The sequence below is a fragment of the Mesorhizobium opportunistum WSM2075 genome, assembly GCF_000176035.2.
GTDB classification, from domain to species: domain Bacteria; phylum Pseudomonadota; class Alphaproteobacteria; order Rhizobiales; family Rhizobiaceae; genus Mesorhizobium; species Mesorhizobium opportunistum.
The window spans coordinates 4,107,237-4,132,883 of sequence record NC_015675.1; the positions used below are offsets into that span (position 1 = coordinate 4,107,237).

27 protein-coding genes and 1 tRNA gene are annotated in these 25,647 nt (G+C 63.2%); 15 read left to right on the forward strand and 13 right to left on the reverse strand.

What is annotated here, in order from left to right:
• The first annotated feature begins 8 nt into the window (after positions 1 to 8).
• The 4 genes from MESOP_RS19785 to MESOP_RS19800 all read left to right on the forward strand — a co-directional run bounded on the left by MESOP_RS19785 (position 9) and on the right by MESOP_RS19800 (position 2,722).
• Positions 9 to 404 carry an Mth938-like domain-containing protein gene (locus MESOP_RS19785; RefSeq protein WP_013895113.1) on the forward strand — a complete coding sequence of 132 codons (396 nt, stop codon included), beginning with the start codon at positions 9 to 11 and terminating at the stop codon, positions 402 to 404.
• 1 nt (position 405) lies between these two features.
• Positions 406 to 1,254, forward strand: a complete 849-nt coding sequence (locus MESOP_RS19790) for a phytoene/squalene synthase family protein (RefSeq protein WP_013895114.1) — start codon at positions 406 to 408, stop codon at positions 1,252 to 1,254.
• 83 nt (positions 1,255 to 1,337) lie between these two features.
• Entirely contained in the window at positions 1,338 to 1,772 is a 435-nt protein-coding gene (locus MESOP_RS19795; RefSeq protein ID WP_013895115.1) for a hypothetical protein, read from the forward strand.
• Positions 1,772 to 2,722, forward strand: a complete 951-nt coding sequence (locus MESOP_RS19800) for a sterol desaturase family protein (protein WP_013895116.1) — start codon at positions 1,772 to 1,774, stop codon at positions 2,720 to 2,722. Before MESOP_RS19795 ends, MESOP_RS19800 begins: the two co-directional genes overlap by 1 nt.
• A gap of 2 nt (positions 2,723 to 2,724) precedes the next feature.
• On the opposite strand, the gene MESOP_RS19805 is transcribed toward MESOP_RS19800, so the two are convergent.
• From MESOP_RS19805 to MESOP_RS33850, 5 genes are all read right to left on the reverse strand, one after another.
• The gene (locus MESOP_RS19805) at positions 2,725 to 3,054 is read right to left on the reverse strand and encodes a type II toxin-antitoxin system RelE/ParE family toxin (RefSeq protein WP_013895117.1); all 330 of its coding nucleotides are present in this window, start codon (positions 3,052 to 3,054) and stop codon (positions 2,725 to 2,727) included.
• Complete coding sequence (locus MESOP_RS19810; protein ID WP_013895118.1) at positions 3,029 to 3,331, reverse strand: type II toxin-antitoxin system ParD family antitoxin; 303 nt, start codon at positions 3,329 to 3,331, stop codon at positions 3,029 to 3,031. Before MESOP_RS19810 ends, MESOP_RS19805 begins: the two co-directional genes overlap by 26 nt.
• Positions 3,332 to 3,402: 71 nt before the next feature.
• Positions 3,403 to 4,812, reverse strand: a complete 1,410-nt coding sequence (gene trmFO / locus MESOP_RS19815) for a methylenetetrahydrofolate--tRNA-(uracil(54)-C(5))-methyltransferase (FADH(2)-oxidizing) TrmFO (RefSeq protein WP_013895119.1) — start codon at positions 4,810 to 4,812, stop codon at positions 3,403 to 3,405.
• A gap of 575 nt (positions 4,813 to 5,387) precedes the next feature.
• Positions 5,388 to 5,528 carry a DUF1127 domain-containing protein gene (locus tag MESOP_RS33845; RefSeq protein WP_013895120.1) on the reverse strand — a complete coding sequence of 47 codons (141 nt, stop codon included), beginning with the start codon at positions 5,526 to 5,528 and terminating at the stop codon, positions 5,388 to 5,390.
• Positions 5,529 to 5,577: 49 nt separating this feature from the next.
• Positions 5,578 to 5,718 (reverse strand): DUF1127 domain-containing protein, encoded by a 141-nt coding sequence (locus MESOP_RS33850; RefSeq protein ID WP_013531315.1) that lies wholly within the window; start codon positions 5,716 to 5,718, stop codon positions 5,578 to 5,580.
• A 237-nt stretch (positions 5,719 to 5,955) separates the two neighbouring features.
• On the opposite strand from MESOP_RS33850, the gene MESOP_RS19820 reads away from it, so the two are divergent.
• Together MESOP_RS19820 and MESOP_RS19825 are read left to right on the forward strand one after the other, a co-directional pair.
• Positions 5,956 to 7,074, forward strand: coding sequence for a DUF2157 domain-containing protein (locus tag MESOP_RS19820; RefSeq protein WP_013895121.1), 1,119 nt, complete (start codon positions 5,956 to 5,958; stop codon positions 7,072 to 7,074).
• A complete protein-coding gene (locus MESOP_RS19825; RefSeq protein WP_041164200.1) occupies positions 7,071 to 7,655 on the forward strand; it encodes a GDYXXLXY domain-containing protein in 585 nt (194 codons plus the stop codon). The genes MESOP_RS19820 and MESOP_RS19825 overlap by 4 nt, the downstream gene beginning before the upstream one ends.
• Positions 7,656 to 7,705: 50 nt before the next feature.
• Here the strand turns inward: MESOP_RS19825 and MESOP_RS19830 are convergent.
• Positions 7,706 to 7,790: transfer RNA gene (locus MESOP_RS19830), tRNA-Leu, on the reverse strand.
• A 362-nt stretch (positions 7,791 to 8,152) separates the two neighbouring features.
• On the opposite strand from MESOP_RS19830, the gene tig reads away from it, so the two are divergent.
• Both tig and MESOP_RS19840 read left to right on the forward strand, forming a co-directional pair.
• Complete coding sequence (gene tig, locus MESOP_RS19835; RefSeq protein WP_013895123.1) at positions 8,153 to 9,646, forward strand: trigger factor; 1,494 nt, start codon at positions 8,153 to 8,155, stop codon at positions 9,644 to 9,646.
• Between the two features lie 156 nt (positions 9,647 to 9,802).
• The gene (locus tag MESOP_RS19840) at positions 9,803 to 10,324 is read left to right on the forward strand and encodes a hypothetical protein (protein WP_013895124.1); all 522 of its coding nucleotides are present in this window, start codon (positions 9,803 to 9,805) and stop codon (positions 10,322 to 10,324) included.
• Between the two features lie 47 nt (positions 10,325 to 10,371).
• On the opposite strand, the gene MESOP_RS19845 is transcribed toward MESOP_RS19840, so the two are convergent.
• On the reverse strand, positions 10,372 to 11,052 hold the full coding sequence (locus MESOP_RS19845; protein WP_013895125.1) for a GntR family transcriptional regulator: 681 nt from the start codon (positions 11,050 to 11,052) through the stop codon (positions 10,372 to 10,374).
• A gap of 220 nt (positions 11,053 to 11,272) precedes the next feature.
• Here MESOP_RS19845 and MESOP_RS19850 point away from each other — a divergent pair, with 220 nt between their 5' ends.
• The 7 genes from MESOP_RS19850 to MESOP_RS19880 all read left to right on the forward strand — a co-directional run bounded on the left by MESOP_RS19850 (position 11,273) and on the right by MESOP_RS19880 (position 19,759).
• On the forward strand, positions 11,273 to 12,400 hold the full coding sequence (locus MESOP_RS19850) for a sugar ABC transporter substrate-binding protein (protein ID WP_013895126.1): 1,128 nt from the start codon (positions 11,273 to 11,275) through the stop codon (positions 12,398 to 12,400).
• A 102-nt stretch (positions 12,401 to 12,502) separates the two neighbouring features.
• Complete coding sequence (locus MESOP_RS19855; protein ID WP_041164845.1) at positions 12,503 to 14,035, forward strand: sugar ABC transporter ATP-binding protein; 1,533 nt, start codon at positions 12,503 to 12,505, stop codon at positions 14,033 to 14,035.
• A complete protein-coding gene (locus tag MESOP_RS19860) occupies positions 14,032 to 16,107 on the forward strand; it encodes an ABC transporter permease (protein ID WP_013895128.1) in 2,076 nt (691 codons plus the stop codon). The genes MESOP_RS19855 and MESOP_RS19860 overlap by 4 nt, the downstream gene beginning before the upstream one ends.
• Positions 16,108 to 16,120: 13 nt before the next feature.
• Positions 16,121 to 16,927 (forward strand): SDR family oxidoreductase, encoded by an 807-nt coding sequence (locus MESOP_RS19865; protein ID WP_013895129.1) that lies wholly within the window; start codon positions 16,121 to 16,123, stop codon positions 16,925 to 16,927.
• A gap of 13 nt (positions 16,928 to 16,940) precedes the next feature.
• Complete coding sequence (locus tag MESOP_RS19870) at positions 16,941 to 17,888, forward strand: 3-hydroxyacyl-CoA dehydrogenase (RefSeq protein ID WP_013895130.1); 948 nt, start codon at positions 16,941 to 16,943, stop codon at positions 17,886 to 17,888.
• Positions 17,885 to 18,847: a 3,5-dioxohexanoate:acetyl-CoA acetone transferase gene (gene kce / locus MESOP_RS19875; protein ID WP_013895131.1), complete on the forward strand. Its 963-nt coding sequence runs from the start codon at positions 17,885 to 17,887 to the stop codon at positions 18,845 to 18,847. The genes MESOP_RS19870 and kce overlap by 4 nt, the downstream gene beginning before the upstream one ends.
• A 33-nt stretch (positions 18,848 to 18,880) precedes the next feature.
• Positions 18,881 to 19,759 (forward strand): SMP-30/gluconolactonase/LRE family protein, encoded by an 879-nt coding sequence (locus MESOP_RS19880; protein ID WP_013895132.1) that lies wholly within the window; start codon positions 18,881 to 18,883, stop codon positions 19,757 to 19,759.
• A 24-nt stretch (positions 19,760 to 19,783) separates the two neighbouring features.
• Here the strand turns inward: MESOP_RS19880 and MESOP_RS19885 are convergent, their stop codons facing one another.
• The 6 genes from MESOP_RS19885 to MESOP_RS19910 are packed head-to-tail and all read right to left on the reverse strand — an operon-like array spanning position 19,784 to position 25,646.
• Positions 19,784 to 21,100, reverse strand: coding sequence for a M20 family metallopeptidase (locus MESOP_RS19885; protein WP_013895133.1), 1,317 nt, complete (start codon positions 21,098 to 21,100; stop codon positions 19,784 to 19,786).
• Complete coding sequence (locus tag MESOP_RS19890) at positions 21,100 to 22,059, reverse strand: ABC transporter permease (RefSeq protein ID WP_013895134.1); 960 nt, start codon at positions 22,057 to 22,059, stop codon at positions 21,100 to 21,102. The genes MESOP_RS19885 and MESOP_RS19890 overlap by 1 nt, the downstream gene beginning before the upstream one ends.
• Positions 22,056 to 23,042: an ABC transporter permease gene (locus MESOP_RS19895; RefSeq protein WP_013895135.1), complete on the reverse strand. Its 987-nt coding sequence runs from the start codon at positions 23,040 to 23,042 to the stop codon at positions 22,056 to 22,058. The genes MESOP_RS19890 and MESOP_RS19895 overlap by 4 nt, the downstream gene beginning before the upstream one ends.
• A 7-nt stretch (positions 23,043 to 23,049) precedes the next feature.
• A complete protein-coding gene (locus MESOP_RS19900; protein ID WP_013895136.1) occupies positions 23,050 to 24,036 on the reverse strand; it encodes an autoinducer 2 ABC transporter substrate-binding protein in 987 nt (328 codons plus the stop codon).
• Between the two features lie 34 nt (positions 24,037 to 24,070).
• A complete protein-coding gene (locus tag MESOP_RS19905) occupies positions 24,071 to 24,841 on the reverse strand; it encodes an ATP-binding cassette domain-containing protein (protein ID WP_013895137.1) in 771 nt (256 codons plus the stop codon).
• 28 nt (positions 24,842 to 24,869) lie between these two features.
• On the reverse strand, positions 24,870 to 25,646 hold the full coding sequence (locus MESOP_RS19910) for a glutamine amidotransferase (protein WP_013895138.1): 777 nt from the start codon (positions 25,644 to 25,646) through the stop codon (positions 24,870 to 24,872).
• Between the last annotated feature and the right edge of the window lies 1 nt (position 25,647).

A 25,647-nucleotide genomic window follows, 5' to 3' on the forward strand; every position in this document is an offset into this window, starting at 1 on the left:
GTGACAAAGTGGTGACCGGCAAAGGCATCGTCATCCGCGAGGCGCATTTCCCTGGTCGCGCGCCGATCGAGGCCTACGGCAATGGCGGCTTCCGCTTTGCCGACATGTCGCATCGCGGCTCGCTCCTGTGCCTGCCGTCAGGAATCCATGGCTGGGAGCCGGCAGACCCCTCGGCGTTGACCGTGGCGGATTTCGACAGGCTGCTGGCCGAGGCGGACAAGGTCGAGATCCTGCTGGTCGGCATGGGCAGGGATTTGAGGCCATTGCCGGCGGCGCTGCGGGCGGCGCTGAAGGATGCCGGCATAGCCTCCGAGCCGATGTCGACGGGGGCTGCCGTGCGGACCTACAACGTGCTCCTGGCCGAGGACCGCGCCGTGGCCGCCGCGCTTATCGCCGTCGACTGACATGTCCCGGAACACCGAGATCGTCATGGACACGGTGCGCGCCGCCGACCACGATCGCTATCTCACCGCGCTCTATGCGCCGGCCGACACACGCGATGCGCTGTTTTCGCTCTATGCCTTCAATGCCGAAATTGCCGGCATCCGCGATCGCATCCACGAGCCGTTGCCCGGCGAGGTGCGGCTGCAATGGTGGCGCGATGTGGTAGCCGCCGGCGGCGAGGCGGGCGCGGGTCATCCGGTTGCCGAAGCCTTGAATGCCACCATCGCCGCGTTCAAATTGCCGAAACTTGCCTTCGAAAACATGCTCGAAGCCCGCATCTTCGATCTCTACGACGATCCGATGCCGTCGCGCACCGATCTGGAAGGTTATTGCGGCGAGACGGCAGCAGCACTCATCCAGCTTGCCGCGATGGTGCTCGATCCCGTCGAGGCGCCAAGGTTCGCCGAACTGGCGGGCAGGGCAGGCTGTGCCCAGGCAATGACCGGCCTGTTGCTTCTGCTGCCGCTGCACCGCAAGCGAGGGCAGTGTTTTGTCCCCGCCGACATCCTGGCGGCGGCGGGCTCATCGGCGGAGGAATTCGTTGCCGGCGATGGCGGACCTGGTGCGCAGCGCGCCGTGGCGGCGATGATGGCGCTGGCGCGCGAGCATCTTTCCGCCTTCGAGCAGGACGCCGCAGCGCTGCCGGCGTCCTTGCGCCCGGTATTCCTGCCGCTGGCGCTGTCGCGTGCCTATCTCGGCAAGATGGAACGGTCGCGCCAATCACCGCTCGATGGCGTCGTACGGCTGTCCGCCTTGCGCCGGCATTGGCTGCTGCTGCGTCGTGCAAGCAAGGGCTGGCCGGCACTTTGACGTAAACGTCAACCGTGTTAAGGATTCGACCGAGCTGAGAACTGTCGCCGAAGACGACGGGCCGGCCCGGAGGAAATCCATCCATGAGCTTGCCCGTGCTGGTCGTCCTTGTCGTGTTCGGCATTGCGCTGTCGGTCGCTGCCGTGCATTTCACCGGCGGCAGCAGGACGGCAATGCTTGCCGGCGCAGATCAGGCATTGAGCCGTTTCGGCGAGGATTTTCCCGACGAAGTGGCCGCGAAAGTCCACCTGACGGCGGATGCCAGGACGGCATTCCTGGATATCGGGCACGGGCGCATCGGCATCGTGCACAGCGTCGGCGACTGCTTTTTGACCCGCATCGTCACGGCTGCGGACGTATCCGTGTCCAATTCCGACGAAACGAACACAATCCTGGTGCGCCTGACGGACTTTACCTGGAAGGGCGGCAGCTTCCGCTTTGCCCGTGCCGGCGATGCTCAAGCTTTGCTGAATGCTCTCAGCGCGCACCAATCAAATTCCACCGCGGAGGCTGCTTGATGGACGACTACAATTTTCCGCAGGTCACGCAGCTGACGATTCCGTTCTTCGTCGCCGCCATCCTGATCGAGCTTTGGCTGGTGCGCACAGGCCGCGCCAAGGGCTCGTTCGAGACTCGCGACACGCTGACCAGTCTGATGATGGGCACCGGCAATGTTGTTGCCGGACTGCTGCTTGGCGTCGTCTCCTACTGGGCGCTGCTGTGGCTGTGGCAGTTCCACGTCTTCAACCTCGGCCTGTCGGTCTGGGTGTTCCTGGCCGCTTTCCTGCTCGATGATCTGCGCTACTACGTCTATCACCGCATCGCGCACTGTGTGCGCTGGGTGTGGGCCGAGCACGTCAACCATCACTCCAGCCAGCATTACAACCTGTCGACGGCGCTCAGGCAAAGCTGGACTGGCCTGTTCACCTTCATGTTCGTGCTGCAGGCGCCGCTGGTGCTGCTCGGCTTCCATCCGGCGGTGATTGCCTTCACCTTCGGCTTCAATCTGGTCTGGCAGTTCTGGATCCACACAGAGACCATTGGCAAGATGTGGGGCTGGTTCGAATTCGTCTTCAACACGCCTTCGCACCACCGCGTCCACCACGCCACCAATCCGCGCTATCTCGACGCCAACTATGCCGGCACGCTGATCATCTGGGACCGCATGTTCGGCACTTTCGTCGAAGAGCTGGAGGAGGACCGGCCGCGCTACGGCATCGTCAAGAATCTCGGCACCTTCAACCCGCTGAAAGTGGCTTTTCACGAGTGGATCGGCATGTTCAGGGACGCTTTTGGGCCAGGTCTTTCGATTGGCGATCGTCTGAATTATCTCATCAAGCCGCCGGGCTGGAGCCATGACGGTTCGCGCGATACGTCGGAGAGCCTGAAGGCGGCCTATGTCAGGCGAAATCCAAGCGAGGCGGGGAAGCCGGGGTTGCCGATGGCGGCAGGCGGGCCGGCCGAGTAGCGCTACGAAGGCTCGCGTGAACCACCATCGCGCATTAGTGTTTCATAGTCACGGCCGCCGTAGAAGATGTTGACGATGCGGACGAAATCGTCATTCACGACATAGACGATGGCGGCGGAATGTTCGAAGGGGGCAGCACGTAGCCCCGGCATGATGTCGTCGCGGGGGCGACCCCCGCGAGGGGCGTTACCGATGCCTTGGCAGCGATTTTTGATCCGATCGACAAAACGGTTGGCGATGGTCTCGCTTCCGCTGCTATCGAAGATGTAGACAGCAATCGCTTCGAGATCGGCAATCGCCTCTTCGCTAAGAACGACGGCGAGACGCTGTATTATCGGTGTCTCGCGCGAGTTGCGAAATGCGGCTCTTTACTCTTTCAATTGCATTTTCGAGTGGAACGGCGGGCCTCGTATCCTCGATCGACGCCTTCACCCGCGCCCGGATCGACGCCATCCGTTCGGCATGCTCTTCCTCTTCGCGCTGGAAGGCGCGCAGCGCCGCGCGGATCACTTCGCTCGCGGAGCCGAAGGAACCATCCTCGACTTTCTCGCGGATCATGCGCGCCATTGCGGGCGTGACGGTGACAGACAGTTTCTCGGCGGATTCCATAGAACGGCTCCCTGCGGGCAGAAGTAGGATATTATCCTACTTCTGCCCGCAGGTCCAATCCGAAAGGCCCGCTATTCGGCTGCTTGCGCTTGCGAGGGCAGGCCCAGCCATTGCCTGCAATCACCCAGCGCGCGCGAGGTAATAGCGTGGCGCTTGGCAACGGTCTTGTCCTTGCCGCGCAGGCGTTGGCCTTCGATCTTCGCCGCTTCGACCGGCGGGAACAGGCCGAAATTGACGTTCATCGGCTGGAATGACCGCTTGCCCGGCTCGTCCTCGGAGACGATGTGGCCGCCGGTGATGTGGTTGAGCAGCGCGCCGAAGGCCGTGGTTAGCGGCGGCAGCGAGGTCGCATGGCCGAGCCGCTCCGCGGCGGCGAAGCGGCCAGCGAGCAGGCCGATCGCAGCGCTCTCGACATAACCTTCGCAGCCGGTGATCTGGCCGGCGAAGCGCAGGCCAGGCCGCGACTTCAGCTGCAGCGAGGCGTCGAGCAGGGTCGGCGAATTGATGTAGGTGTTGCGGTGCAGGCCGCCGAGGCGGGCAAAATCGGCGTTTTCCAGGCCCGGAATGGTGCGGAAGACGCGCACCTGCTCGGCATGCTTGAGCTTGGTCTGGAAGCCGACCATGTTGTAGAGCGTGCCCAGCGCATTATCCTGGCGAAGCTGCACCACGGCATAGGCCTTCACCGTCGGATTGTGGGCATTGGTGAGGCCCATCGGCTTCATCGGGCCGTAGCGCAGCGTTTCGACGCCACGCTCGGCCATGATCTCGATCGGCAGGCAGCCATCGAAATAGGGCGTGCCTTCCCATTGCTTGAACTCGGTCTTCTGGCCGTCGACCAGCGCTTGCACGAAGGCGAGGTACTGGTCCTTGTCCATCGGACAGTTGATGTAGTCCTTGCCGGTGCCGCCCGGGCCGACCTTGTCGTAGCGCGACTGGAACCAGCAAATGTCCATGTCGATCGTGTCGAAATGGATGATCGGCGCGATGGCGTCGAAGAAGGCGAGCGCATCGGCGCCGGTCACTTCCGCGATCGACTGGGCAAGCGACGGCGCGGTCAGCGGGCCCGTGGCGATGATTGCCTGGTCCCAATCCGCCGGCGGCAGGCCCGGCATTTCCTCGCGCTGGATGGTGATCAGCGGGTGCGCTTCGAGCTTTTTCGTCACCGCGTCGGAAAAACCGTCACGGTCGACGGCCAGCGCGCCGCCCGCAGGCACCTGATTGGCGTCGCCGGCGCCCATGATCAGCGAACCGGCCAGCCGCATCTCGGCATGCAGCAGGCCGACGGCGTTGTTCTCGGCATCGTCGGAGCGGAAGGAATTGGAACAGACGAGTTCGGCCAGCCCATCGGTCTTGTGCGCGTCAGTGCCGCGAACGGGCCGCATTTCATGCAGGATGACCGGTACGCCGGCTTGCGCCGCCTGCCATGCGGCTTCGGAACCGGCGAGACCGCCGCCGATGATATGGATGGGATTTTTGCTCATGAGCGCCGGAATAATCGCTTGGTGCTGCGATTGCAATTGCCGTGCTTGGTGTTGGGCAAACCGCAGAAGGGCGAAACCAGGCGCTGAATACAACAACACCCGCCGGGGGAGGAGGTCCGGCGGGTGTCGTTTTTGGGGGTCGACCCTCGGGAGGAGGTGAAGATCGACCGTATTCGTCGTTGCCGGGGAGGAGGTCGGCTTTGACGAAATCTCTTTTGCTATCTTTTGAAAGGGGCAAAACCCTTTGGAGCAAATTCATTTGCTCCGGGGAAACAACGCCCGCCGCGGGAGGAGGTGCGGCGGGCGCCGTTTGTGTGGCCAACCCTCGGGAGGAGGTGAAGGTCGGGCCTATTCGTCATTGCCGGGGAGGAGGTCGGCTTTGACGAAATCTCTTTTGCTATCTTTTGAAAGGGGCAAAACCCTTTGGAGCAAAATTCATTTTGCTCCGGGGAAACAACGCCCGCCGCGGGAGGAGGTGCGGCGGGCGCCGTTTTGGTGGTCAACCCTCGGGAGGAGGATAAGGGCTGACCGTTCGCTGGAGGTCGGGGAGGAGGTCGACCCCAGCGAAATTCCTGTTAGATCGCCCGGCGGGCGACGATCTTGATTTCGTCGCGGACGATACCGAGATCATGCAGCTGGCGGTTCGAAAGGCGACCCAGCTCGGTAACCGTCTCGCGATAAACGCGCCAGTTACGATAGTTGCGGATCAGGTTCATTGTCGTTCTCTTTTTCAAAACTGGTTCGGACCATTCGCGGTCCGAAGAATTAGACCGCCTTGCGGGCGACGTAAGGAATGTCGCTGCGGCTGATGCCGAGGTCGGTCAGTTCACGGTTGCTCAGGCGGCTCAGCTCGGACACGGTGTCCCTGTAGCGGCGCCAGTTGCGGTAATTGCGGATCAAGTTCATGGTAGTTCTCGTTTCGTCTTTCTTGCGGATCATTCCGTTTGTGTACGAACCATAAATAGGGGGACCCATATCGATTTAAAAGCGCTATGGCTGCATGGCAGCAATGCAAATTGTGCAATGCAACATTAACGCGCCTTCACGGACCTGACACAAAGAAGCCAGAATCAGAAAGTGCCGCTGGGTCAAAGGTTTGACCGGGCCGGCTGAAAAAAAGACCAAACTTGGGGGAGAGGCGGGATGGCGGGCTATTCGTCACGAGTAAGGTCGGATATCGCGCGGTGGCGGCAGGCGGGCCTGATCGACGCGGCGACAGCCGATACGCTAACGCGTGATGTCGAGGCCAACGAGCGCAATTCGCTCAGTTTCGGTTCGATCCTAGCAATGATGGCCGCCTTGCTGTTCGGCGCCGCCATCCTGATCTTTGTCGCCGCCAACTGGGACGCGATCCCGCGGCTGGCGCGGGTTGTAGCCCTTTTCGCCATCATCCTTGGCGGTTATGTCGGCGGCGCCGTGCTGAAGACGCGCGACCATGCGGCAATCGGCGAGGCCCTGTGGATCGTGGCCGCCGCCGCTTTCGGCGGTTCGATCGCGCTGATCGGCCAAATGTATCATCTCTCGGGCGACGAGGCTTCCGCCCTGATCACGTGGGGCGCCGGCACGGCGCTCGCGGCGGTGGTACTGCGGTCGAACCCGCTAACGGTTGCCGCGGTCGGCATCGCCGATGCCTGGCTGTTCCTGAGAGGGTTCGACTATTTCTATCGCAATGAATTTCCGCACGCCTTCGTCATCATGGCGGCCGTGCTGTTTGCCGTCTCGTTCTGGACCCGCAGCCAGCCGGCACGCCATTTGATCGTCCTGTCTCTGCTCTTCTATCTCGTGCTGTTAGCGATGAACCACGCGACGCTGCCGGTGGCGATCCCCCTGGTCATTGTCTCTGCCGTGCTTTTCGCGGCTGCGGTGTTCGCACCGGAGCCGGTCGACAGGATCGTCCAGCTTGGCGGCCGCTTGCCTTTGCATGCACTGCTCGGCTTCCTCACCGGCCTCGCAATCATCCAGTTCGAACTGGCCGACGAGAGCACCTACAACAGCGGCTTTGCCATCGCTTCCGTCGTCGCGCTGGCCGGCATCGTCGCGGCGATCGTGCTGGCAGGACGGGAGAGCCGCGGCCTGCGCTGGCTTGCCTATCTCGGCTTCGCCTTCGAACTCGCCATCATCTATGTCGTGACCTTGCAGTCGATGCTCGACACCGCAGGCTTCTTCCTTGCCGCCGCCGTGCTGCTCGGCATCCTCGCGACCGTCATCATCCGCGTCGAAAAACGCATGAAGGGTCCAGTCACCAAGGGAGCGATGGCATGATGACCGGAAAGCGGCTGATCATTTCGGCGCTGGTGCTGGCGCTCGTCCAGATAGGGTTCCTGGGTTGGATCATCGCCGGCCGGGCGGCGATCCTGCGCAACGGCAAGGACGTGCTGTTGAAGATCGAACCCGTCGATCCGCGCGACCTGCTGCGCGGCGACTATATCATCCTCGGCTACGAGATTTCGCGCATCCCGGTGAAAATGATCGCCAACATCCCGGCTGGCAAATTCTCCAGCGACGAAACGCCGATCGTGGTCCGCCTGAGGAAGGGGGCCGACGGCTATTGGACGCCAACCACCGCCTGGTTCGGCAAGGCGCCGACGCCGGCTGCTGCCGATGAGGCGGATATATCAGGGCATGTCGCCGAGGGCTGGGATCTTCGCGGGGAGAGCGCGACGATCGCACCGGACTACGGCATCGAGCGCTTCTACCTGCCCGAAGGCGAGGGGATGGCGATCCAGAACGACATGCGGGTGCGCCCGTTCGGGATCAGGCTTGCCCTTGCCAGCGACGGCAAGGCGCAGATCAAGGCGCTGGTCGATGGCGACAAGACGCTGTTCGAGGAGCCGCTGTATTAGTGATAGAGCCTCTGGGTGGCCTGCCACCCGAAGCTCGCTGGAGCGAAGGGTGGTGCGGATGAAGGGACTCGAACCCCCACGCCTTTCGGCACTGGAACCTAAATCCAGGGCGTCTACCAGTTCCGCCACATCCGCATGATCCGGCAATCCCATGTAGCCATCATTCTGTCAATGTCAGGGCCGAAATGTTGGGTCAGGACCAAAAATGTTGGTTATCGGCCGAAATGCGAAGACTGTTGAAAATTAGCCTCGCGTGTGACAAAAGGCGTGTCAAATGTGACGGGACGCGACGATCCGCTTCTACAGAATGTGATAAGAAGTAGGAAAAACAAGAACTTATTCACATTTTGGAACGCAGTTTGGGAGAGTTTGAGCCGTATTTCCGGTCAAACCGCCAGGTTCCGTACCAAAAGCCATTCCCGGCAAGACTATACCGGCAGGCTGTGAACGGCAGGGAGCCGTTTGGCAGCCTCATTGGTGAAAACAAAGGTTTTACGATGCAGGTCACCGAAACACTCAACTCCGGTCTCAAGCGCGAGATCAAGATCACCGTGCCGGCCGGTGACATGGAAGCCAAGCTGATGGCGCGGCTGTCGGACGCCCGCAACAAGGTCCGCATCAACGGCTTCCGGCCGGGCAAGGTGCCGGTGCAGCACCTGCGCAAGGTCTATGGCAAGTCGTTCATGGCCGAAGTGGTCAACGAGATCCTCAACGATTCGACACGGTCGATCATCACGGGCCGCGGCGAGAAGGCAGCCATGCAGCCCGAGGTCATCATGACCGAGGACGAGAAGGAGGCCGAGAAGATCCTGGCCGGTGGCGCCGACTTCGAATTCCGCCTCAACTACGAGGTCATTCCGGCGATCGAGATCAAGGATTTCTCCGACATCAAGGTAACGCGTCAGGTGTACGACGTGCCTGAAACCGAGATCGACGAGCAGGTCAAGCGGGTCGCCGAATCGGCACGCAGCTACGAGCCGAAGACCGGCAAGGCCGCCGAGGGCGACCGTGTGAGCATCGACTATGTCGGCAAGATCGACGGCGAGGCCTTTGCCGGCGGCGCAGGCAACGATCAGCCGCTGGTGCTGGGCTCCAAGGAATTCATTCCCGGCTTCGAGGATCAGCTCATCGGCAGCAAGGCCGGCGACGAAAAGCAGGTCACCGTGACCTTCCCCGAAAACTACCAGGCGGCGCATCTGGCAGGCAAGGAAGCCACCTTCGACGTCACCGTCAAGGAAGTGTCGAAGCCCGGCGAACTCGAAATCAACGACGAGACCGCCAAGAACCTTGGCCTGGATTCGCTGGAGCGCCTGCGTGAGATCGTGCGCGGCCAGATCGAGAACCAGTTCGGTTCGATGACGCGCCAGAAGGTCAAGCGCCAGTTGCTCGACCAACTCGACGCGGCCTATTCGTTCGAGGCACCGTCGAAGCTCGTCGAGGCCGAGTTCAACAACATCTGGGCGCAGGTCAACCGCGATCTGGAAGCGGCCGGCCGCACCTTCGCCGACGAAGAGACGACCGAGGAAGAGGCTCGCGCCGAATATATGCGCCTTGCCGAGCGCCGCGTGCGCCTTGGCCTGGTGCTGGCCGAGATCGGCGAGAAGGCTGGCGTCACCGTGTCGGACGAAGAGCTGCAGCGCGGCCTGTTCGAGCAGGTTCGCCGCTTCCCGGCCAACCAGCAGCAGGAAGCCTTCGAGTTCTACCGCAACAATCCCGAGGCGCTGAATGCGCTGCGGGCGCCGATGTTCGAGGAGAAGGTCGTCGACCACCTGCTCGGCCAGATCTCGGTCACCGACGTCAAGGTCAGCAAGGAAGAGCTGATGGCCGACGACGAGGAAGCGGAAACCACGACCAAGGCCAAGCCGGCCAAGAAAGCCGCAGCCAAGAAGGCCGACGACAAGAAGGCCGATGCCAAGTCTGGCGATGAGGCCGAAGAGCCGAAGAAGAAGGCTGCGCCTAAGAAGAAGGCGGCCGCCAAGGACGCCGAATAAGTCTCGGCACTCGATGGAATTGACGAAGGCCGCCCCCGAGGCGGCCTTTTTCGTTGCGAAACTGCAACAGGCGGCCGGCTTCTCAGGCCGTGGCACTTGGCGATACCAAGCGTTGATCACTATCTGCGCTTCTGCTGCAAATTCCTGGAGGGGGCGTTGAGCCTATTCTTCGAAACGGGGCGTGCTGTCGCCCTGACGCTCGTCCTGGCCTTCGCCTGCAATCTTGCCCCCGCCGACGCGATTGCCGGCGACTGGCGCTTCGGCACGGCTGACGATGGGCTTGTCACGGCTTCGCTCCATGCCACCAACAAGCTGATCACCGGCGGTGGCGCCTTGAGCTACAGTCCGGTCCTGACCATTGCCTGCCGGGCAGGCGGCGAACCGCGCTGGACCGAATGGCTGCAATTGAACGACGCGGTTTCGGCCAGCCGCAAGATCACGATGTCGGTTGCCGTCGACGGCGACAAGTTCGACGAGAGTTGGTCGGTCGGATCGCGCGGCAGGATGCTGGTGCTTGACGGCGCCGATGCGATCAAGCGGCTCGTTTCCGCAAGCCGGCTGTCGCTTTCCTGGCGGTTCGGACTGTTGTCAGGGCGCGGCCAGGCGGATTTCGACCTTGCGGGGTTTGAAGAGGCGGTCGAGCAGATCGCCGGGAACTGCCATACCGATCCGCCGTAACTATCGTCCTCGACCCTGGGGCGAATCCCCGAGCAGGCTTCGCAGTCCTATTTCAGCAGGCCGACCAGGACGTCGAAGGCCGCGTCGATGTCGGCGCGGATCGCCTGGCGGACGGCTTCGACATCGCGGTTGCGCAAGGCCGCGAACATCTCCTGGTGGTGCTCGTTGGCGGTCGAGTAGTTTCCGGAATCATGCAGCATGTTGAAATATGGGCTGATCTGCAGCCACAGGTTCTCGATGATGTTGAGGATGTTCTCGGACCCCGCCGCCCGGTAGATGGAGAAATGAAAGGCATAGTTGGCGCGCAGATAGGATTTGACGTCTCCCGCCGCGTTGGCCTGTTCGAGCGCATTGAGGTGCAGGCCGAGCTGGGCGATGCCCCGGTCGTCCATGCGCTCGGCCGCCCACGCGGCGGCGATCGCTTCGATCTCGAAGCGGACATTCCTGAGATCGATGAGGCGTGCGCGGCTGAGTGCGGGAATTCCGATCGAGCGGCCTGAAACAACCATCAAGGCGTTGGCCGCCGTCAGCCGCCGCAAGGCCTCCCTGACCGGCATCGGACTGACCCCGAAGGCGTCGGCCAGGCTTTGCACGGTCACCATCTCGCCAGGCACGATGCTGCCGTCGAGGATCAATTCGGTGACATGGCGATAGACCCTGTCCTGCAGTGTTTCCCTGGACAGGGGCACGATCTCGACACCAGGCTTCCTGAACGCCGCTCCGGCCATCTCCCCATCAACCTTTCCGCGCAAGGCCGCGCCACAACCCGTTCCCGGAATGCAGGGTTCCGGCAGCGGCGTCAAGCGTCCGCGACTGTCGCCTAGCCGTCAAGGCATTTCATCATTGATCTTTGATCAAATCGTGGTACGGTTTCCAATATCGGATGGCGAGGGCTAGCTTTCGTGCCCTCGGGAGGCATTCGGTCATTCGGATCGGGAGGAATTTCACATGGGTATCGGATTGAAGGTCCGGCGGCTCACGCTGCTGGCAGGCATGGCTGTATGTGCTTTTGGCATGTCCGCGGCTGACGCGGCCCAGAAGCACAAGATCTTTCTCAGCATGAGTTACATCGGCAATGACTGGCAGGCGGAGGCAGCCAATATGGTCAAGGCCATCGCGGCCCACAAAAGCCTGGCCGACAAGGTCGACCTGCAGGTCCAGGTCGCAGGACCCAATGCGCAGCGCCAGATCCAGCAGATCAATGCCATGGTACAGAGCGGCGCCGAGGCGATCGTCGTGTATCCGATCTCGCCGACGGCGCTCAACCAGGTCGTCAAGAATGCCTGCGACAAGGGCGTGAAGGTCTTTGCCTATGACGCCGAGATCACCGAGCCTTGTGCCTACAATGTCCATATCGACCAGCTGGAAGCGGGCAGGGTGACCGCCGAATGGCTCGTCAAGAAGCTCAACGGCAAGGGCAACATCATCGCCATCACCGGTGTTCCCGGAACATCCGTGGACGACCAGCGCACCAAGGCCGCCAAGGAAGTCTTCGCCAAATATCCCGACATCAAGATCGTCGGCGAGGCTGTCGGCATGTGGAGCCAGGCGGTCGCTCGAACCGAACTGTCCAAGATCCTCGCCACGCGCAGTTGGGGCGACATCAACGGCCTGTGGATGCAGGTCGGCTGCTTCACCGCCAACTCCATGCAGCTCGAGGCCGGCAAGAAGGACAGCGAACTGCTGCCTTGCGCCGGCGAGGGCTCGAATGGCGGCCGCATCCAGATGCTGCCGGAGGGGACCGAGGTCGAAGGTGCCGCTCCTCCCTATGCACCGGCGGGCGCGCAACGCATTTCCTATGCCTCGCCGCCCTATTCCGGCGCGTTGGCGTTGAAGCTTGCCGTCGAGGCGATCGAGGGCAAGGACGTGCCGAAGACCACGATCCTGCCGTTGCCGGTCGTCACCAACGAGACGATCAAGCTGTGCAACGAGGGCACCTGGGCGGAGATGAAGGCCGGCTGCAACGTCTTCAAGCCGTCACTGGTTTCCAATCCCGGCTGGTTCGCTTCGATCTTTTCGGACCAGACGCCCGAGATCGGCCTCAACGCCGCCCTCGTCGGACAGCCCGAGAACTAGCCTCCCAGGAAAACCCTGACGATGCGCGGACATCTTGTCCGTGCATCGTCGATCCGCGCTAATGCGTGTCGCCCAGAAGTGCGCAGCCCGGCGATCGAGGACATGACAGAACACCCAGCGCTTCCCGCCATCGAGATCGACGGCATCGGCAAGGCCTTCGGGCCAACGGTGGCGCTGGACGGCGTGTCGTTCCGCATCGCGCCCGGCAGCGTCCACGCACTGCTGGGCGAGAACGGAGCCGGCAAGTCGACGCTGGTGAAACTGCTGTCCGGGCTGGTGCGGCCGAGTGCCGGCCATGTCCGTGTCTTCGGCAAGGAGATCGGCTACGGCGCACCACGCGCGGCACACGCGCTGGGCGTGCAGACGGCGTTCCAGGAAATGACGCTGGTGCGCGACCTCTCGGTCCTCGACAACATGCTGATGCCTTATGCTCCGATCGGCATCTCCGGCCTGATCCGGCGCGCGGCGGCGCGCAAGGCGGTCCGTCGCCATATCGACGAGCTCGGCTTTTCCGTCGATCTCGATGCCGAGGTGGGCGAGCTCGAGCTTTCCGTGCGCCAGAAGATCGAGATCGCGCGCGCCGTCTACCGCAAGCCACGCATCCTGCTGCTCGATGAGCCGACCTCGACGCTCGCCGGTCGCGATGTCGAGTGGCTGGGCGACATCATCGCCAGACTGAAGGCGGCAGGCACCACCATCGTCTTCATCACCCATCGCATGCGCGAGGTCCGCGCTTTTTGCGACACGCTGACGATCCTGAGGAATGGCCGCCACATCGTCACCGCGCCGGTTGCCGATGTCTCGGACGCCGACGTCATCGAAAAGATCATCGGCCGCAGCATCGAACAGACCTTTCCGCCCAAGCCCGATGGCGCCCAGGCTTTCGGTCCGCCGGTCCTGGGCGTGCGTGACTTGAAGGTCGGGCGCAAGCTCGACGGCGCGAGCTTCGATCTGCGCCGCGGCGAGATCCTGGGCATTGCCGGGCTGCAGGGCATGGGCCAGCAGGACCTCTTTCTAGCCTGCTTCGGCATGGCCGAAATCACCCGCGGCGACGTCCTTGTCGACGGCCGCAAGGTCTGGCTCGGCTCTCCGGCGGATGCCTTGCTGCCCAACATGGCCATCGGCCTGGTGCCGGAGGACCGCAAATCCGAGGGCCTGTTCCTGAAACTGCCGGGCAGCCAGAACGCCACGCTGCCCGTGGTGTCGCGCTTCACACGCTTCGGCCTTGTCGATGCCGTGGCCGAGGCCCGCTCCGTCGAGGCGGCGTTCGCCACCGTCGAAGTCGACCGCCGCGCGCTGTGGACGCGGGCCGGAGCTTTTTCGGGTGGCAACCAGCAGAAGATCGCCATTGCCAAATGGCTGGTGGCGCAGAGCCGCATCCTGCTGTTGTTCGATCCGACGCGCGGCATCGACGTCGGCACCAAGCACGAGCTCTATGTGATGATGCGAAACTACGTCGCTGCCGGCGGCTCGATCCTGCTGCACTCGACCGAGATTCCCGAACTGGTCCACCAGTGCGACCGGGTCCTGGTTCTCTATGACGGGCGCATCGCGGCCGAGCTCGAAGGCGACGCCATCGCCGAGCCTGCCATCATGCGGCCGGCGCTTGGACATGGCGGGGATATAGCCGCATGAGCAGCGTTTCCCCCTCTGCTTCCGCCGGATTCGGCCTGCGCCGTGCGCTGATACGCAATCGCGGTGCACTGATCGCCGCGGGCGTCCTTGCGATCCTGCTTTTCATCGTCGACTGGATCAGCGCCGGGCCGCTGACCTATTTCGACGTGTCGTTCCTGTCGAGCGGCGGCGCGACCTCGGCGCTTGCGGCGATCGGCCAGACGATCGTGATCCTGTCGGGCGGCTTCGATCTGTCCGCCGGCGCGGTGATATCGCTGGTCAATGCCGTGCTGGCATCGAGCATGGATCCGATGGCGCCAGGCGCAAGCATCCTCTTGTGGACGGCCGTCGGCATCGGCGTCGGCATGGCGGTGGGCGCCTTCAACGGCTTCTTCATCGCGGTGCTGCGCATGCAGCCCATCGTGGTGACGCTGTCCACCATGTTCATCCTGCAAGGCGTGACGCTGCTGGTGATGGACAAGCCCGGCGGCTTCGTGTCGCCCGATCTCGGCACCTTCTATTTGGGCGACGCGATCACCGGCTGGCTGCCAATGCCGCTGGTGGTGATCGGCGTCGTCCTGCTCGCCTGGTTCTGGCTGAAGGGAACCCGTTTCGGCACGGCGCTCTATGCGGTCGGCAGCGACGCGGATTCGGCCGCCGCCGTCGGCATCAACGTCGTGCTGGTGCGCTTTGCCGTCTATGTGATCGCCGGCGGCTGCTACGGCCTTGCCGGCGTCTTCATCAGCGCCCAGACCGGCAGCGGCGACCCGCTGGTCGGCAATCCGCTGCTTCTGTCTATGTTCGCGGCGGTGGTTGTCGGCGGCACGCGCCTGGGCGGCGGGCAGGGTGGTCCGGTGGGTTCTGTGTTCGGCGCCTACATCCTGATGATGGTGGTGAACATCCTGCTGGTGCTCAATGTATCGGCCTATTATTCGACCATCGCCGAAGGCACCATCCTGGTGCTGGCGGCCCTTGCCGGATCCTTGTCTCACGCATCGGTGCTTGCCGTGCAACTGCGCGCGGCGCGAGCCCGGCTCGCCGCCTGGCGCGCGGGTATTCTGCCCTCGCAGCTTGAACCGATCGACCGGCGGCTCAAGATTGCCGGACCCTCGCATGGCAATCCCGACACAGCATCTCCGCGTCCCGCCTTCCATGTTCGCAACGCGGAGACGCTGCGCTACGCGCTGCCTGCCTATGTCTGCCTGCTCATCATCGTGGTCGTCACCCAGATCTGGCTCGGCCGCGCCATCCTCAACCCCGGTTACTGGAATTCGCTGCTGGTGCTGTCGTCCTTTCTCGCCGTGCTGGCGCTGGGACAGGGAACGGTCATCCTGACCGGCGGCCTCGATCTCTCCGTGCCGTGGACGATCGGTATTTCCGGCATCATCCTGGCCGGCATGGTCAACGGCTCCGACGCGGCACTCCTCTACGCCTTGCCTGTCGTGCTGGTGATGGCCTGTGCCATCGGCTTCGCCAATGGCTTCGGCATCGTCTATCTAGGCATCTCGCCGATCGTCATGACGCTCGCCACCAACGGCATCCTGCAAGGCTTCGCACTGCTCTATTCGCAGGGCACACCGGCCGGTTTTTCCTCGCCGATGCTGCGCTGGTTCATGACCGCCAAGCTCGGTTTCGTGACTCCGGTGGTCCTGCTGATGGTCGTCTTCGTGGTGGTGGCGGTGCTGCTGCTTGGACGCACGCCGTTCGGGCGCCGGGTCTACGGCATCGGCAATGGGCTGCGCGCGGCGCGCCTGTCCGGCATCGGCGTCGAGCGCACGTTGATCCTGGTCTATATGCTGTCGGCAGTCTGCGCCGCTGTCGTTGGCATCATGCTGACCGGCTTCTCCGGCCAGGCGAGCCTCGGCATGGGCGACGACTATCTCTTGCCGTCGATCGCCGTCGTGGTGGTGGGCGGTGCGCTGATCACCGGCGGGCGCGGCCATTATCTCGGCATGCTCGGAGGCGTGCTGCTTTTGACGGCGCTGCAGATGCTGCTGGCCGGTACCACGCTGCCCTACGCCACGAGGGCAATTCTCTACGGACTGGTCGTTCTGGGCGCCGTCATGGCGTTGCGCGAGCGGCAGTTGCAATGAAAAGGACGGAACGATGAGCGCAAAGGCACCTCAAACGGCGGACGAATTCCTGGCCGGTCTGAAAGGACAGCGCGTGCTGGTGACGGCGGGCGCCGGCGGCATTGGCTTTGCCATCGCCGACACGCTCTCGCGGCTTGGCGCGCGTGTCGTCGTCTGCGACGTTTCCGACGAGGCACTTGCTGCCGCGCCTGGCAAGATCGACCTCGTCGCGGCGGTCAAGGCCGATGTCTCGCGCGACGATGACGTCGATCGGCTGTTCGTGGCGGTTGAGAAAAAACTCGGCGGGCTGGACGCACTGATCAACAATGCCGGCATCGCCGGGCCGACCGGTGGTGTCGACGAGATCGAGCCGGATGACTGGCGTCGCTGCATCGATATCTGCCTGACCGGCCAGTTCCTGTGTGCGCGGCGCGCCGTGCCGCTGATCAAGGCGGCGGGCGGCGGCTCGATCGTGTCGATGTCATCGGCGGCCGGCCGCCACGGCTATGCCTTCCGCACGCCCTATTCGGCGGCCAAGTTCGGCGTCATCGGTTTCACCCAAAGTCTCGCCAAGGAGCTTGGGCCGCACGGCATCAGGGTCAACGCGATCCTGCCGGGCATCATCGAAGGGCCGCGCATCGAGGGCGTCATCTCGGCGCGCGCCAGGCAGGTCGGCATCAGCCACGAGGAGATGACCGCGCGCTACCTGCAGAACATTTCGCTGCGCCGCATGACCAGCCCTTATGACGTCGCCTCGATGGCCGCGTTCCTGCTGTCGGACGCCGGCATCAACATTTCCGGGCAGTCGCTCGGCGTCGACGGCAACGTCGAAACGCTCTAGGGAGGGCCGATCCATGGCAAAGGTTGCGATTGTCGGCAGCGGTTTCATCGGGCGGGCCTGGGCGATCAGCTTCGCCCGCGCCGGCCATGACGTGCGGATGTGGGACCAGTCGCCCGCCGCGACGGACGGCGCGCGCGACTACATAGAAGGCGTGCTTGGCGATCTTTCTTCGAACGACCTGCTGCGCAGGCAGTCCGTCGACACCGTGCTTGACCGCATCGCCATCGCGGCCGAACTGGAGGAGGCGCTGGCCGGGGCAATCCATGTCCAGGAGAACACGCCTGAAAACCTCGATGTGAAGCGGGAAGTGTTCTCCCTGATCGACAATCTGGCCGGCCCGCAAACGGTGATAGCCAGCTCCACCTCGGCGTTGTTGCCGTCGAAGTTCACCGACCATCTAAAGGGACGGCACCGCTGCCTGGTGGTGCATCCGATCAATCCGCCCTACCTCATTCCGGCGGCCGAGGTGGTGCCGGCGCCATGGACGTCGGTCGAGACGCTGGAAAGAACCCGCGCCTTCCTCATCGATGCCGGTCATGCGCCGTTGGTGATGAAGCGCGAGCTGGACGGCTTCATCATGAACCGCCTGCAGGGTGCCTTGCTTGAGGAAGCCTTCCGGCTCGTCGCCGACGGCTATGCCAGCGTCGAGGATGTCGACATAGGCATCCGAGACGGGTTGGCGCTGCGCTGGTCGTTCATGGGGCCGTTCGAGACCATCGACCTCAACGCTCCCGGCGGCGTGCGCGATTATGTCGATCGCTACCAGGGCATCTATTCCAACATTTTTCCGCAGATGCTGCGCCGGGTCGACTGGGCGGGCGAGGTCATGGCAACCGTCGAGGCCGAGCGCAGCAAGCGCCTGCCGAGGGAAAATCTGGGCGGGCGGCAGGTCTGGCGAGATCGCCGGCTGATGGCGCTGGCGGCACACAAGAAGAAATCGGATCAGGAGTTCGGACAATGAAAGAAACCAGCCGCAAGCCCGGCGCGACGGCGACCAGGGGCAAGGTCATCATCACCTGTGCGGTGACCGGGGCGATCCACACGCCGACCATGTCGCCCTACCTGCCGATCACGCCGGACCAGATCGCGTCGGAAGCGATCGCCGCGGCGGAGGCCGGTGCCGCGATCCTGCATCTGCACGCCCGCGACCCGGAGACGGGCAAGCCTGACCAGACGCCGGAGGCCTTTGCCCGCTTCCTGCCACGCGTCAAGCAAGGCACCAACGCCGCCATCAACATCACCACCGGCGGCAGTCCGTACATGAAGGTAGAAGAGCGCGTGCGCCCAGCCGCCCAGTTCAAACCGGAAGTCGCTTCGCTCAACATGGGCTCGATCAATTTCGGGCTCTATCACCTCGCCGATAAATACGAGACCTTCAAGTTCGACTGGGAAAAGCCGCATCTGGAGGCGACGCGCGACCTGGTCTTCCGCAACTCGTTCAAGGACATCGAGTACATTCTGGCGACCTGCTACGACAACGGCACGCGCTTCGAGTTCGAGTGCTACGACATTGCCCACCTCTACAACCTCGCGCATTTCGCCGATCGCGGGTTGGTGAAGCCGCCGTTCTTCGTGCAGTCGGTGTTCGGCCTGCTCGGTGGCATCGGCACCCATCCGGAAGACGTCGCCCATATGAAGCGCACCGCCGACCGGCTGTTCGGCGACCAGTTCCGCTGGTCGGTGCTCGGCGCGGGCGCCAGCCAACTGCGCATCGCCGCGCAATCGGCCGCACTCGGCGGCAACATCCGGGTCGGGCTGGAGGACAGCCTGTGGGCCGGCAAGGGCAAGCTCGCCAAGTCGAACGCCGAACAGGTCGTGCTGGCGCGCAAGATCATCGAGGGGCTCGGCATGGAGGTGGCGACGCCGGACGAGGCGCGCGAAATCTTGTCCCTGAAGGGTGGCGACAAGGTCGCCTTCTGAGGCCAGACCAATCACCGCGGAGAGGAGGACAGCATGAAGATCGAAGTCGTGGTGGACGTGAAGACAACCCTTGGAGAGGGTCCGCTTTGGGACGTTGAACAGGAGCGCCTTTACTGGATCGACAGTTTCGACGGGCGGGTGTTCCGGGCGACCGCCGACGGGCGCGAAATCCGCTCCTGGGACGTGCCGATGAAGATAGGCTCGATGGCGCTGCGCAAGGACGGCGGCGGCGCGGTGGTTTCGCTGCAGCGCGGCTTCCACCTGCTCGATTTTGCCACCGGTGAGGTGACGCTGATCCATGATCCGGAGCCGGACAAGCCGATGAACCGGCTGAATGACGGCAAGGTCGACCGGCACGGCCGTTTCTTCGCCGGCTCGATGGATACGATGGAGGAGGGGCCTTCAGGCGGGCTCTACCGGCTCGATCCGGATTTCTCCGTCACCCGGATCGATTCCGGCATCATCTGCTCCAATGGCCCGTGCTGGAGCCCCGACGACCGCACCTTCTACTTCGCCGACACCTGGACCGGCGAGATCTGGGCCTACGACTACGACATCGCCACCGGTACGGCCACCAACCGCCGCACCTTTACCCGCGTCGACACAAGCCGGGGCGGTGCGGCCGATGGCTCGACCGTCGACGCCGAGGGCTATCTGTGGAATGCGCTGGTCTATGACGGCAGGCTGGTGCGTTATGCGCCGGACGGCAGCATAGATCGCATTATCGACATGCCGGTGAAGAAGATCACCAGCGTCATGTTCGGCGGGCCGAAGCTCGACACGCTCTACGTCACCTCCATGGCCAAGCCGCCACTGCCGCGCTTTCCCGGCGACGGTGTCCTGCGCGGCAGCCTGTTCGCTATCACCGGCCTCGGCGTTACCGGCGTGCCGGAGCCACGATTTGGCGGGTGACCGGCCACCCGGTTCTGTGGCCTGTTAGCGGCACCATTTCTCGACGGCAATCGCAATCGCCTTTGTGCAATCGACGAGATCGCGGACCGAAACGCGCTCGTTGGGCTGATGCGCTTGCGCCGGGTCGCCCGGGCCGAAGTTGACGGTTGGTGTGTTGCCAAGGCCGGTCGGCAGGCCGATGTCGCTATGCGCGCCAAAGCCACTGAGGACCGGTGACAGATTGGCTTCCTCGACCGCCTGCTGGAAGGCGCCGACGAACGGGTTGTCCGACGGGATCTCGGCGCAGTCCGCGTCGAGAATCCATTCGACGCGGGCCGGGTGCTTTCGCAGATAGGGGTCTGCCTGGCAGACGTTGGCGATATGCTCTTCGATTTCGCGTTTGACGTTGCCACCCAGCCTGAACTCGTCATGTTCGCTCGGCAGATACTGCGCGTCGATGATGATTTCGCCGCGACCCGCCATTGAAGAAGGGTGCTCGCCGGCATTGATCTGGGTGACGATGACCTGGTTGGGCAGTTCCATCAGTGGATGGTTCTTCCTGGGATCGAACATCCAGCGCCGGTTGAGAATGTCGATGCCGTCGAGGATTTGCCGGCAAAGCTGGACGGCGTCGACAGGGCCGCTCGAGTACCAGGCATTCGGCGTGAGCTCGGCGTGGCCGCCTATGCCGTCGATGATGATCCTGCCCCACAGGATGCCGTGGCAGAGTGGTGCGATCTTGTTCGCCGTCGGTTCGGTCATGATGCCGGCGTCGGCGTGAAAGCCGCGATCGACCATGGCAAGCGAGCCCATGCCGCCGATCTCCTCATCGACCACGGTCGTGAAGACGACGTCGCCGGACAGGGGAATCTCGAGGTCCCTCAGGATCTCGACAGCCATCAGCATGCAGGCGACGCCGCCTTTCATGTCGACCGTGCCGCGGCCGTGCAGAAATCCGTCCTTGAGGACGGGCTTGAACGGATCGGTCGTCCAATGTCCGGCGGCGCCGGGGGGAACGACGTCGATATGGCCAGTGAGCATGATGGAGCGTCCACCGCCAGTGCCCTTCAGGACGCCGCCAAGGTTGGGCCGACCCTCGAATGTCCGGCCCTTGTTGGCGCCGGCACGCCCCTTGTATTTTTCGTAGAGCGCCGGGCCGTCCGGATCCCAAATGTCGGTCGAGAAGCCAAGCGCTTCGATGCGTTTTTGCAGATAGAGCTGGCAATCACGCTCGCCGGGGCCGGCTTCCTTAGGGTTGGATTTCACGATCGAGGGGAAGGCGACGAGATCGCTCAGCGTCGCGACAATACGGTCGGCACTCGCCTCGACGCGCGCGGCGATGATCTCTTCTTTGGACGGCATCATGATCTCCAACGTTGGGACAGTCGGTCGGCGAGAAGGACGAAAACCAGAAGGGCGCCGACAATCCCCACCTGCCAAACCGTGTTGATGTTCAATTGCAGAAGGCCGGTCTTCAGCGTGACCAGCAGCAGGACGGCCGCGAACACGCCGCCGACGCCGCCGCGTCCACCGGTGATGACGATGCCTCCCAACATGGCGGCGGTCAGCGATTCGAGTTCGAGGTTCTGGCCGATATTGGGCCTGCCGCTGCCGAGCCAGGCGAGCGAAACCAGACCGGCAGCGCCGGCGAGCGCGCCGCTCAGCACATAAAGAATGAAGCGCACGCGGTCGACCGGAATGCCGACCAGTTTGGCCGAGCGTTCGTTGAAGCCCATGGCGTAGATCCAACGCCCCCAGGCCGTCGAGATCAGCACCAGGCCGGCAAGGGCAAAGCACGGAATGGCAAGCGTGAGGAAGGGCATTGGAATGCCCATGACGACGCCGCGCCCCCACACAAGCAGCCACGAGGGCACGCCTGCCTGGGCGGCACCCCCGGTAACGGCAAGTGCCGCGCCGGAATAGACGAAAAATGTGCCAAGCGTCGCAATGAAGGGGAGAAGGGCGAGCCCGTTTACCAGCCATCCGTTCAATGCGCCGAGCATTGCGCCGGCGAGGATGCAGATCGCCGGCAGCAGGGTTGGTGGCAGGCCCAGCTTGAGGCAGAGCATTGCGACGATGGCCGAAAGCGAGACCGCGCCGCCGACCGAAAGGTCGATGCCGGCGCCGCCGGCCATGATGACCAGCCCTTGACCCAGGCCAACCAGCGCCAGGATCGTCGAAAACTGAAGAACGGTGGTGACGGTGCCGAGATTGAAAACCGAAGGCCTCAGCGCCAGCAGGCCGACAACCACGACCAGCCAAAGCCCACAGAGCAAGGCCAGGGTGAGGGCGGGGCCTTGCAAGTTGCGGAGTGTTTTCATGCGCGGGCTCGCTGTATCAGGCTAAGTGGCAATCGGCCGGAGATGGCCTCGAAACCGAGCACGCCGATGATGAGAACACCGGTGACCACAGGCTGCCAGAGCGAGGGGACGCCAATCAGCAGCAGTCCGTTCTGGAGGATTCGCAGGAGGAGCACGCCGAGCACGGTGCCGATCAGGCTGCATTTGCCACCCAATATGCTTGTGCCGCCGAGAATGACCGCGGCAATGGCATCCAGCGCCAGCGTGCTGCCGATGGTCATTTCCACATTACGGTAGGTGGCGACGTAGAAAGTCGCGGCAATGCCAGTCAGGACCCCGCTGATGACGAAGGTCATGAAGCGGGTCTTTATGACCGGTATTCCCGACAGCCGCGCCTTTTCCTCCGAATTGCCGATTGCCAGCAGATAGAGTCCATAGGGCGTTCGACGCAACGCCATCCAGACGATCAGATAGGCCACCGCGATCACCAAGGCAGGAACGGGGACACCAAGTATAGTGGCTGCAAGAAGATTGGTGAGGCTCGAGGGCAGGCCGGAAAGCCATTGCCCGCCGAGAAGGGCGAAGACGGCGGTGCGGTAGACGCCGAGCAGGCCGAGCGTTCCGACAATCGCCGGAACGCGGCCGAGGACGACGACGGTGGCCGTCACGCATCCCAGCAATGCCCCGACCAACGGGCCGACAACGATCGCCAGCACCGGATTGCCGTTCGCGCCGAGCACGCGGCCGATGGCAATCGCCGCGAGACCCATGACGATGCCGATCGACACATCGATGCCGCCCATGGCCAGAAGCAGGGTCATGCCAAGGCCGATCAACAGAAGTTCGACGCTGTTGCGCAGGACTGTCGCCGCATTGCCTGATGTGGCGTAGTGGGGTGATGCGACAGAAAAGATGACGATCGCCAGCAAACAGGCGACAAGCAGAGACCACTCTCGTCCGTTCATGGAGAAGACACCATTTGCAGCCTGTCGCATCGCGCTCATGTCAGGCTCAGAAGTTGAACTTGTCGACATTGTCCTTGGTGAAGACAGCCGGCGGCCCGAGCAGCAGGATGCCCTTGGCGGCATCGTAGGTGACAGGCTTTTCCAGGCCGGCGATCTTGTTTTCCGCCTCGAAGGCCTTGCCGTCGATGAGCTGCTTGCCGGCCCAGACCGTGAGATAGCCGAGCTGCTCGGGATCCCACAGCACGGTGAAGCCGAAGGCCCCGCTCTTCAGGTAGGCCCGCGCCGTGTTCGGGCTGCAGTAGCCGGCGCCGATGACGGAGCCGATCTTGCCGGCGGTCTCTATGGCCTGGGCAACGCCTGGGCATGTCGAGGATGCGACGGCAATGATGGCCTTGATATCGGGATTGGCGGCCATGAGATCGCCGGAGATCTGCGCGGCGCGCTCGGCTGTGCCGCCGGCAAATTGCGGCGCGAGCAGCTTGAGCTTCGGATATTTGGCGGCGGCTTCCTTTTGCATGAAGCCGATCCAGGCATTGAGATTGGACGCCGTCGCTTCGCCGGAGACGATGCCGATCGTTGCGTCCTCGCCGACGCGCTTGACCAACTCGTCGACGATCGTGGTGCCGAGGCCTTCGTCGGTTGCCTGGGCCACGTAGACCGCACGGCCGCTATCGGGTGCATCGCTGTCGCTGGTGAACAGTTTGATGCCCTTCGCCTTGGCGCTCTCGACCACGGGCGCGATGCTGGAGGCATCAAGAACGCTGACCGAGATCGCCTCGACGCCCTGGTCGATCAGGTTCTGCACGATCTGCAACTGGTCGACCGGATTGGTGTCGACCGGGCCGGAGTAGATGAAATCGACGCCGAGATCCTTGGCGGCGCGATTGCCGCCGGCTTCCATGGCGTTGAAATAGGGAATGCCGATCAACTGGGGTACGAAAGCGACTTTGTGCTTGTCGGCGGCGTGCGCTGCGGTTGCGACAGCGAGTGACAGAGCTGAGGCGGCGAGCACTTTCTTGAAATGTGAAAGCATTGTGGTTTGATCCTCTCTGGAAATGACGTGCGTTTCAGTTTATTTTTTCGAGCGCCCGCACGTCGGGATGAGCGCCTGTTATGAGCGAAACGACTTCCTCGTGATTGGTTTCGGTTGCCAGCCGCTCGGCCACCTTGCGGCCACGCCGGAACACCACGATCCGGTCGGCAACTTCGAAGACTTCGGAAATGTTGTGGCTGATGAGGACGACGGCACAGCCGCGCGCGGCAAGCCGCCGCGTCAATGCCAGCACCTTGCGGGTCTCGGCGACGGCCAGGGCTGCGGTTGGCTCGTCCATGATGACCAGTTTGGCGTTCAAATTGAGTGCCCTGCAGATCGCGACGGCCTGACGTTGGCCGCCCGACAGGCTTCCGACGGGCGCTTCCGGGTCGGAAATATGAGCGTCGAGCTCCCTCAGCAGACCGTCGACGCGCTGGCGCATTTCCTGTCGCTTCAGAAACGGAATGCCAAAAATGGAGCGTTTCAACTCTCGGCCGAGGAAGACGTTTTCTGCGATCGATAGGTTCTCGGAAAGCGCCAGTTCCTGGAAGATTGTCGCGATTCCCGATGAGGCCGCATCCTTGGGGGAGGAAAAGGCAACTGGATTGCCCTCGATGACGAGTTCGCCATCGCTGGGCGCATGGGCGCCTGCCAGGATCTTGATGAAGGTCGATTTGCCCGCGCCATTGTCGCCAAGCAGCGCCAGCACCTCGCCGGAGCGAATCTCCAGGTCGACATTTGCCAGCGCGGTCAGTGCGCCAAAGCGCTTGGCGATGTTTCTGGCGACAAGAAAAGGTGCTGTCATGACGGTTCCTCCGGCGACTGCCGATTGGCTAGGCGGCGTTGCTCACCCAGCGCAGCACATTCTTCCAAAGGCGCGCGTAGCCCGGCCATTCGACGAAACTGTTGGGCAGCCAGTGCGGGCCGATATCCGATGTCCAGACCAGGGTGCGGCCTTTACCATGGCGCCCGGTAACCAGCAGGGGGTGACCGCCCTGGTCCTGCGGCAGCCGTGCCAGCACTTCGACATCGTCCCGGTCGCGGGCAACGACCTCGTTGGCACCAAGAAGAACGGGCCATTCACCGGTGATACCGGCAAAGAGCGGATGATCACTGGGGCCGGTGATCTCGGGCCGGAAGCCTTCTGGGATTTCAAGCCGGTCGTCATTGGGAAGGCAGGTCACCGGCAGCGCTTCCTCGACAGCCGTGCGATGCCAGCGGGCTTTGCCATCGATGCCCTGGAAGGAGAAGTAGCCGCCAATCATGATCAGACCGCCGCCGGCCAGCGTCCAGTCGCGCAGCAGCTTGAGCCGGTTGGGGACCGTCTTGCCGTGCAGCCAGACATCGGGGTGGAGCAGAAGCGAATTCGCGCCAATGTCTGAGAGGATGATCGCCGTGTATTGCGAAAGACCCTCCATGGTGAAGGGCAGCTTTTCGACGGCTTCATGGGCCGGCATGTACTCAAGATCGAATTCGCTGTCCTTCAGGGCGGCAACGAGGGGCGCTGCGCCGAGATGAAAGGTGACGCTGCCGAACTGGTCGAACCCCTTGTAGTGGGTCGCCGAACTCATCCAACTTTCGCCAACCAGAAGGACTTTTGCTTTCGCCATG

Excerpts from the sequence above, each read along its gene's own strand:
- MESOP_RS19810 (WP_013895118.1), bottom strand. The coding sequence starts at position 3,331 with ATGGAATCCGCCGAGAAACTGTCTGTCACCGTCACGCCCGCAATGGCG.
- MESOP_RS19895 (WP_013895135.1), bottom strand. The coding sequence starts at position 23,042 with ATGAGCGCGATGCGACAGGCTGCAAATGGTGTCTTCTCCATGAACGGA.
- MESOP_RS19795 (WP_013895115.1), top strand. The coding sequence starts at position 1,338 with ATGAGCTTGCCCGTGCTGGTCGTCCTTGTCGTGTTCGGCATTGCGCTG.
- MESOP_RS19860 (WP_013895128.1), top strand. The coding sequence starts at position 14,032 with ATGAGCAGCGTTTCCCCCTCTGCTTCCGCCGGATTCGGCCTGCGCCGT.
- MESOP_RS19900 (WP_013895136.1), bottom strand. The coding sequence starts at position 24,036 with ATGCTTTCACATTTCAAGAAAGTGCTCGCCGCCTCAGCTCTGTCACTC.
- MESOP_RS33850 (WP_013531315.1), bottom strand. The coding sequence starts at position 5,718 with ATGAACTTGATCCGCAATTACCGCAACTGGCGCCGCTACAGGGACACC.
- MESOP_RS19870 (WP_013895130.1), top strand. The coding sequence starts at position 16,941 with ATGGCAAAGGTTGCGATTGTCGGCAGCGGTTTCATCGGGCGGGCCTGG.
- kce (WP_013895131.1), top strand. The coding sequence starts at position 17,885 with ATGAAAGAAACCAGCCGCAAGCCCGGCGCGACGGCGACCAGGGGCAAG.
- MESOP_RS19820 (WP_013895121.1), top strand. The coding sequence starts at position 5,956 with ATGGCGGGCTATTCGTCACGAGTAAGGTCGGATATCGCGCGGTGGCGG.
- MESOP_RS19790 (WP_013895114.1), top strand. The coding sequence starts at position 406 with ATGTCCCGGAACACCGAGATCGTCATGGACACGGTGCGCGCCGCCGAC.
- MESOP_RS19855 (WP_041164845.1), top strand. The coding sequence starts at position 12,503 with ATGACAGAACACCCAGCGCTTCCCGCCATCGAGATCGACGGCATCGGC.
- tig (WP_013895123.1), top strand. The coding sequence starts at position 8,153 with ATGCAGGTCACCGAAACACTCAACTCCGGTCTCAAGCGCGAGATCAAG.
- MESOP_RS19910 (WP_013895138.1), bottom strand. The coding sequence starts at position 25,646 with ATGGCGAAAGCAAAAGTCCTTCTGGTTGGCGAAAGTTGGATGAGTTCG.
- MESOP_RS19825 (WP_041164200.1), top strand. The coding sequence starts at position 7,071 with ATGATGACCGGAAAGCGGCTGATCATTTCGGCGCTGGTGCTGGCGCTC.
- MESOP_RS33845 (WP_013895120.1), bottom strand. The coding sequence starts at position 5,528 with ATGAACCTGATCCGCAACTATCGTAACTGGCGCGTTTATCGCGAGACG.
- MESOP_RS19865 (WP_013895129.1), top strand. The coding sequence starts at position 16,121 with ATGAGCGCAAAGGCACCTCAAACGGCGGACGAATTCCTGGCCGGTCTG.
- MESOP_RS19845 (WP_013895125.1), bottom strand. The coding sequence starts at position 11,052 with ATGGCCGGAGCGGCGTTCAGGAAGCCTGGTGTCGAGATCGTGCCCCTG.
- trmFO (WP_013895119.1), bottom strand. The coding sequence starts at position 4,812 with ATGAGCAAAAATCCCATCCATATCATCGGCGGCGGTCTCGCCGGTTCC.
- MESOP_RS19885 (WP_013895133.1), bottom strand. The coding sequence starts at position 21,100 with ATGCCGTCCAAAGAAGAGATCATCGCCGCGCGCGTCGAGGCGAGTGCC.
- MESOP_RS19800 (WP_013895116.1), top strand. The coding sequence starts at position 1,772 with ATGGACGACTACAATTTTCCGCAGGTCACGCAGCTGACGATTCCGTTC.
- MESOP_RS19850 (WP_013895126.1), top strand. The coding sequence starts at position 11,273 with ATGGGTATCGGATTGAAGGTCCGGCGGCTCACGCTGCTGGCAGGCATG.
- MESOP_RS19890 (WP_013895134.1), bottom strand. The coding sequence starts at position 22,059 with ATGAAAACACTCCGCAACTTGCAAGGCCCCGCCCTCACCCTGGCCTTG.
- MESOP_RS19880 (WP_013895132.1), top strand. The coding sequence starts at position 18,881 with ATGAAGATCGAAGTCGTGGTGGACGTGAAGACAACCCTTGGAGAGGGT.
- MESOP_RS19905 (WP_013895137.1), bottom strand. The coding sequence starts at position 24,841 with ATGACAGCACCTTTTCTTGTCGCCAGAAACATCGCCAAGCGCTTTGGC.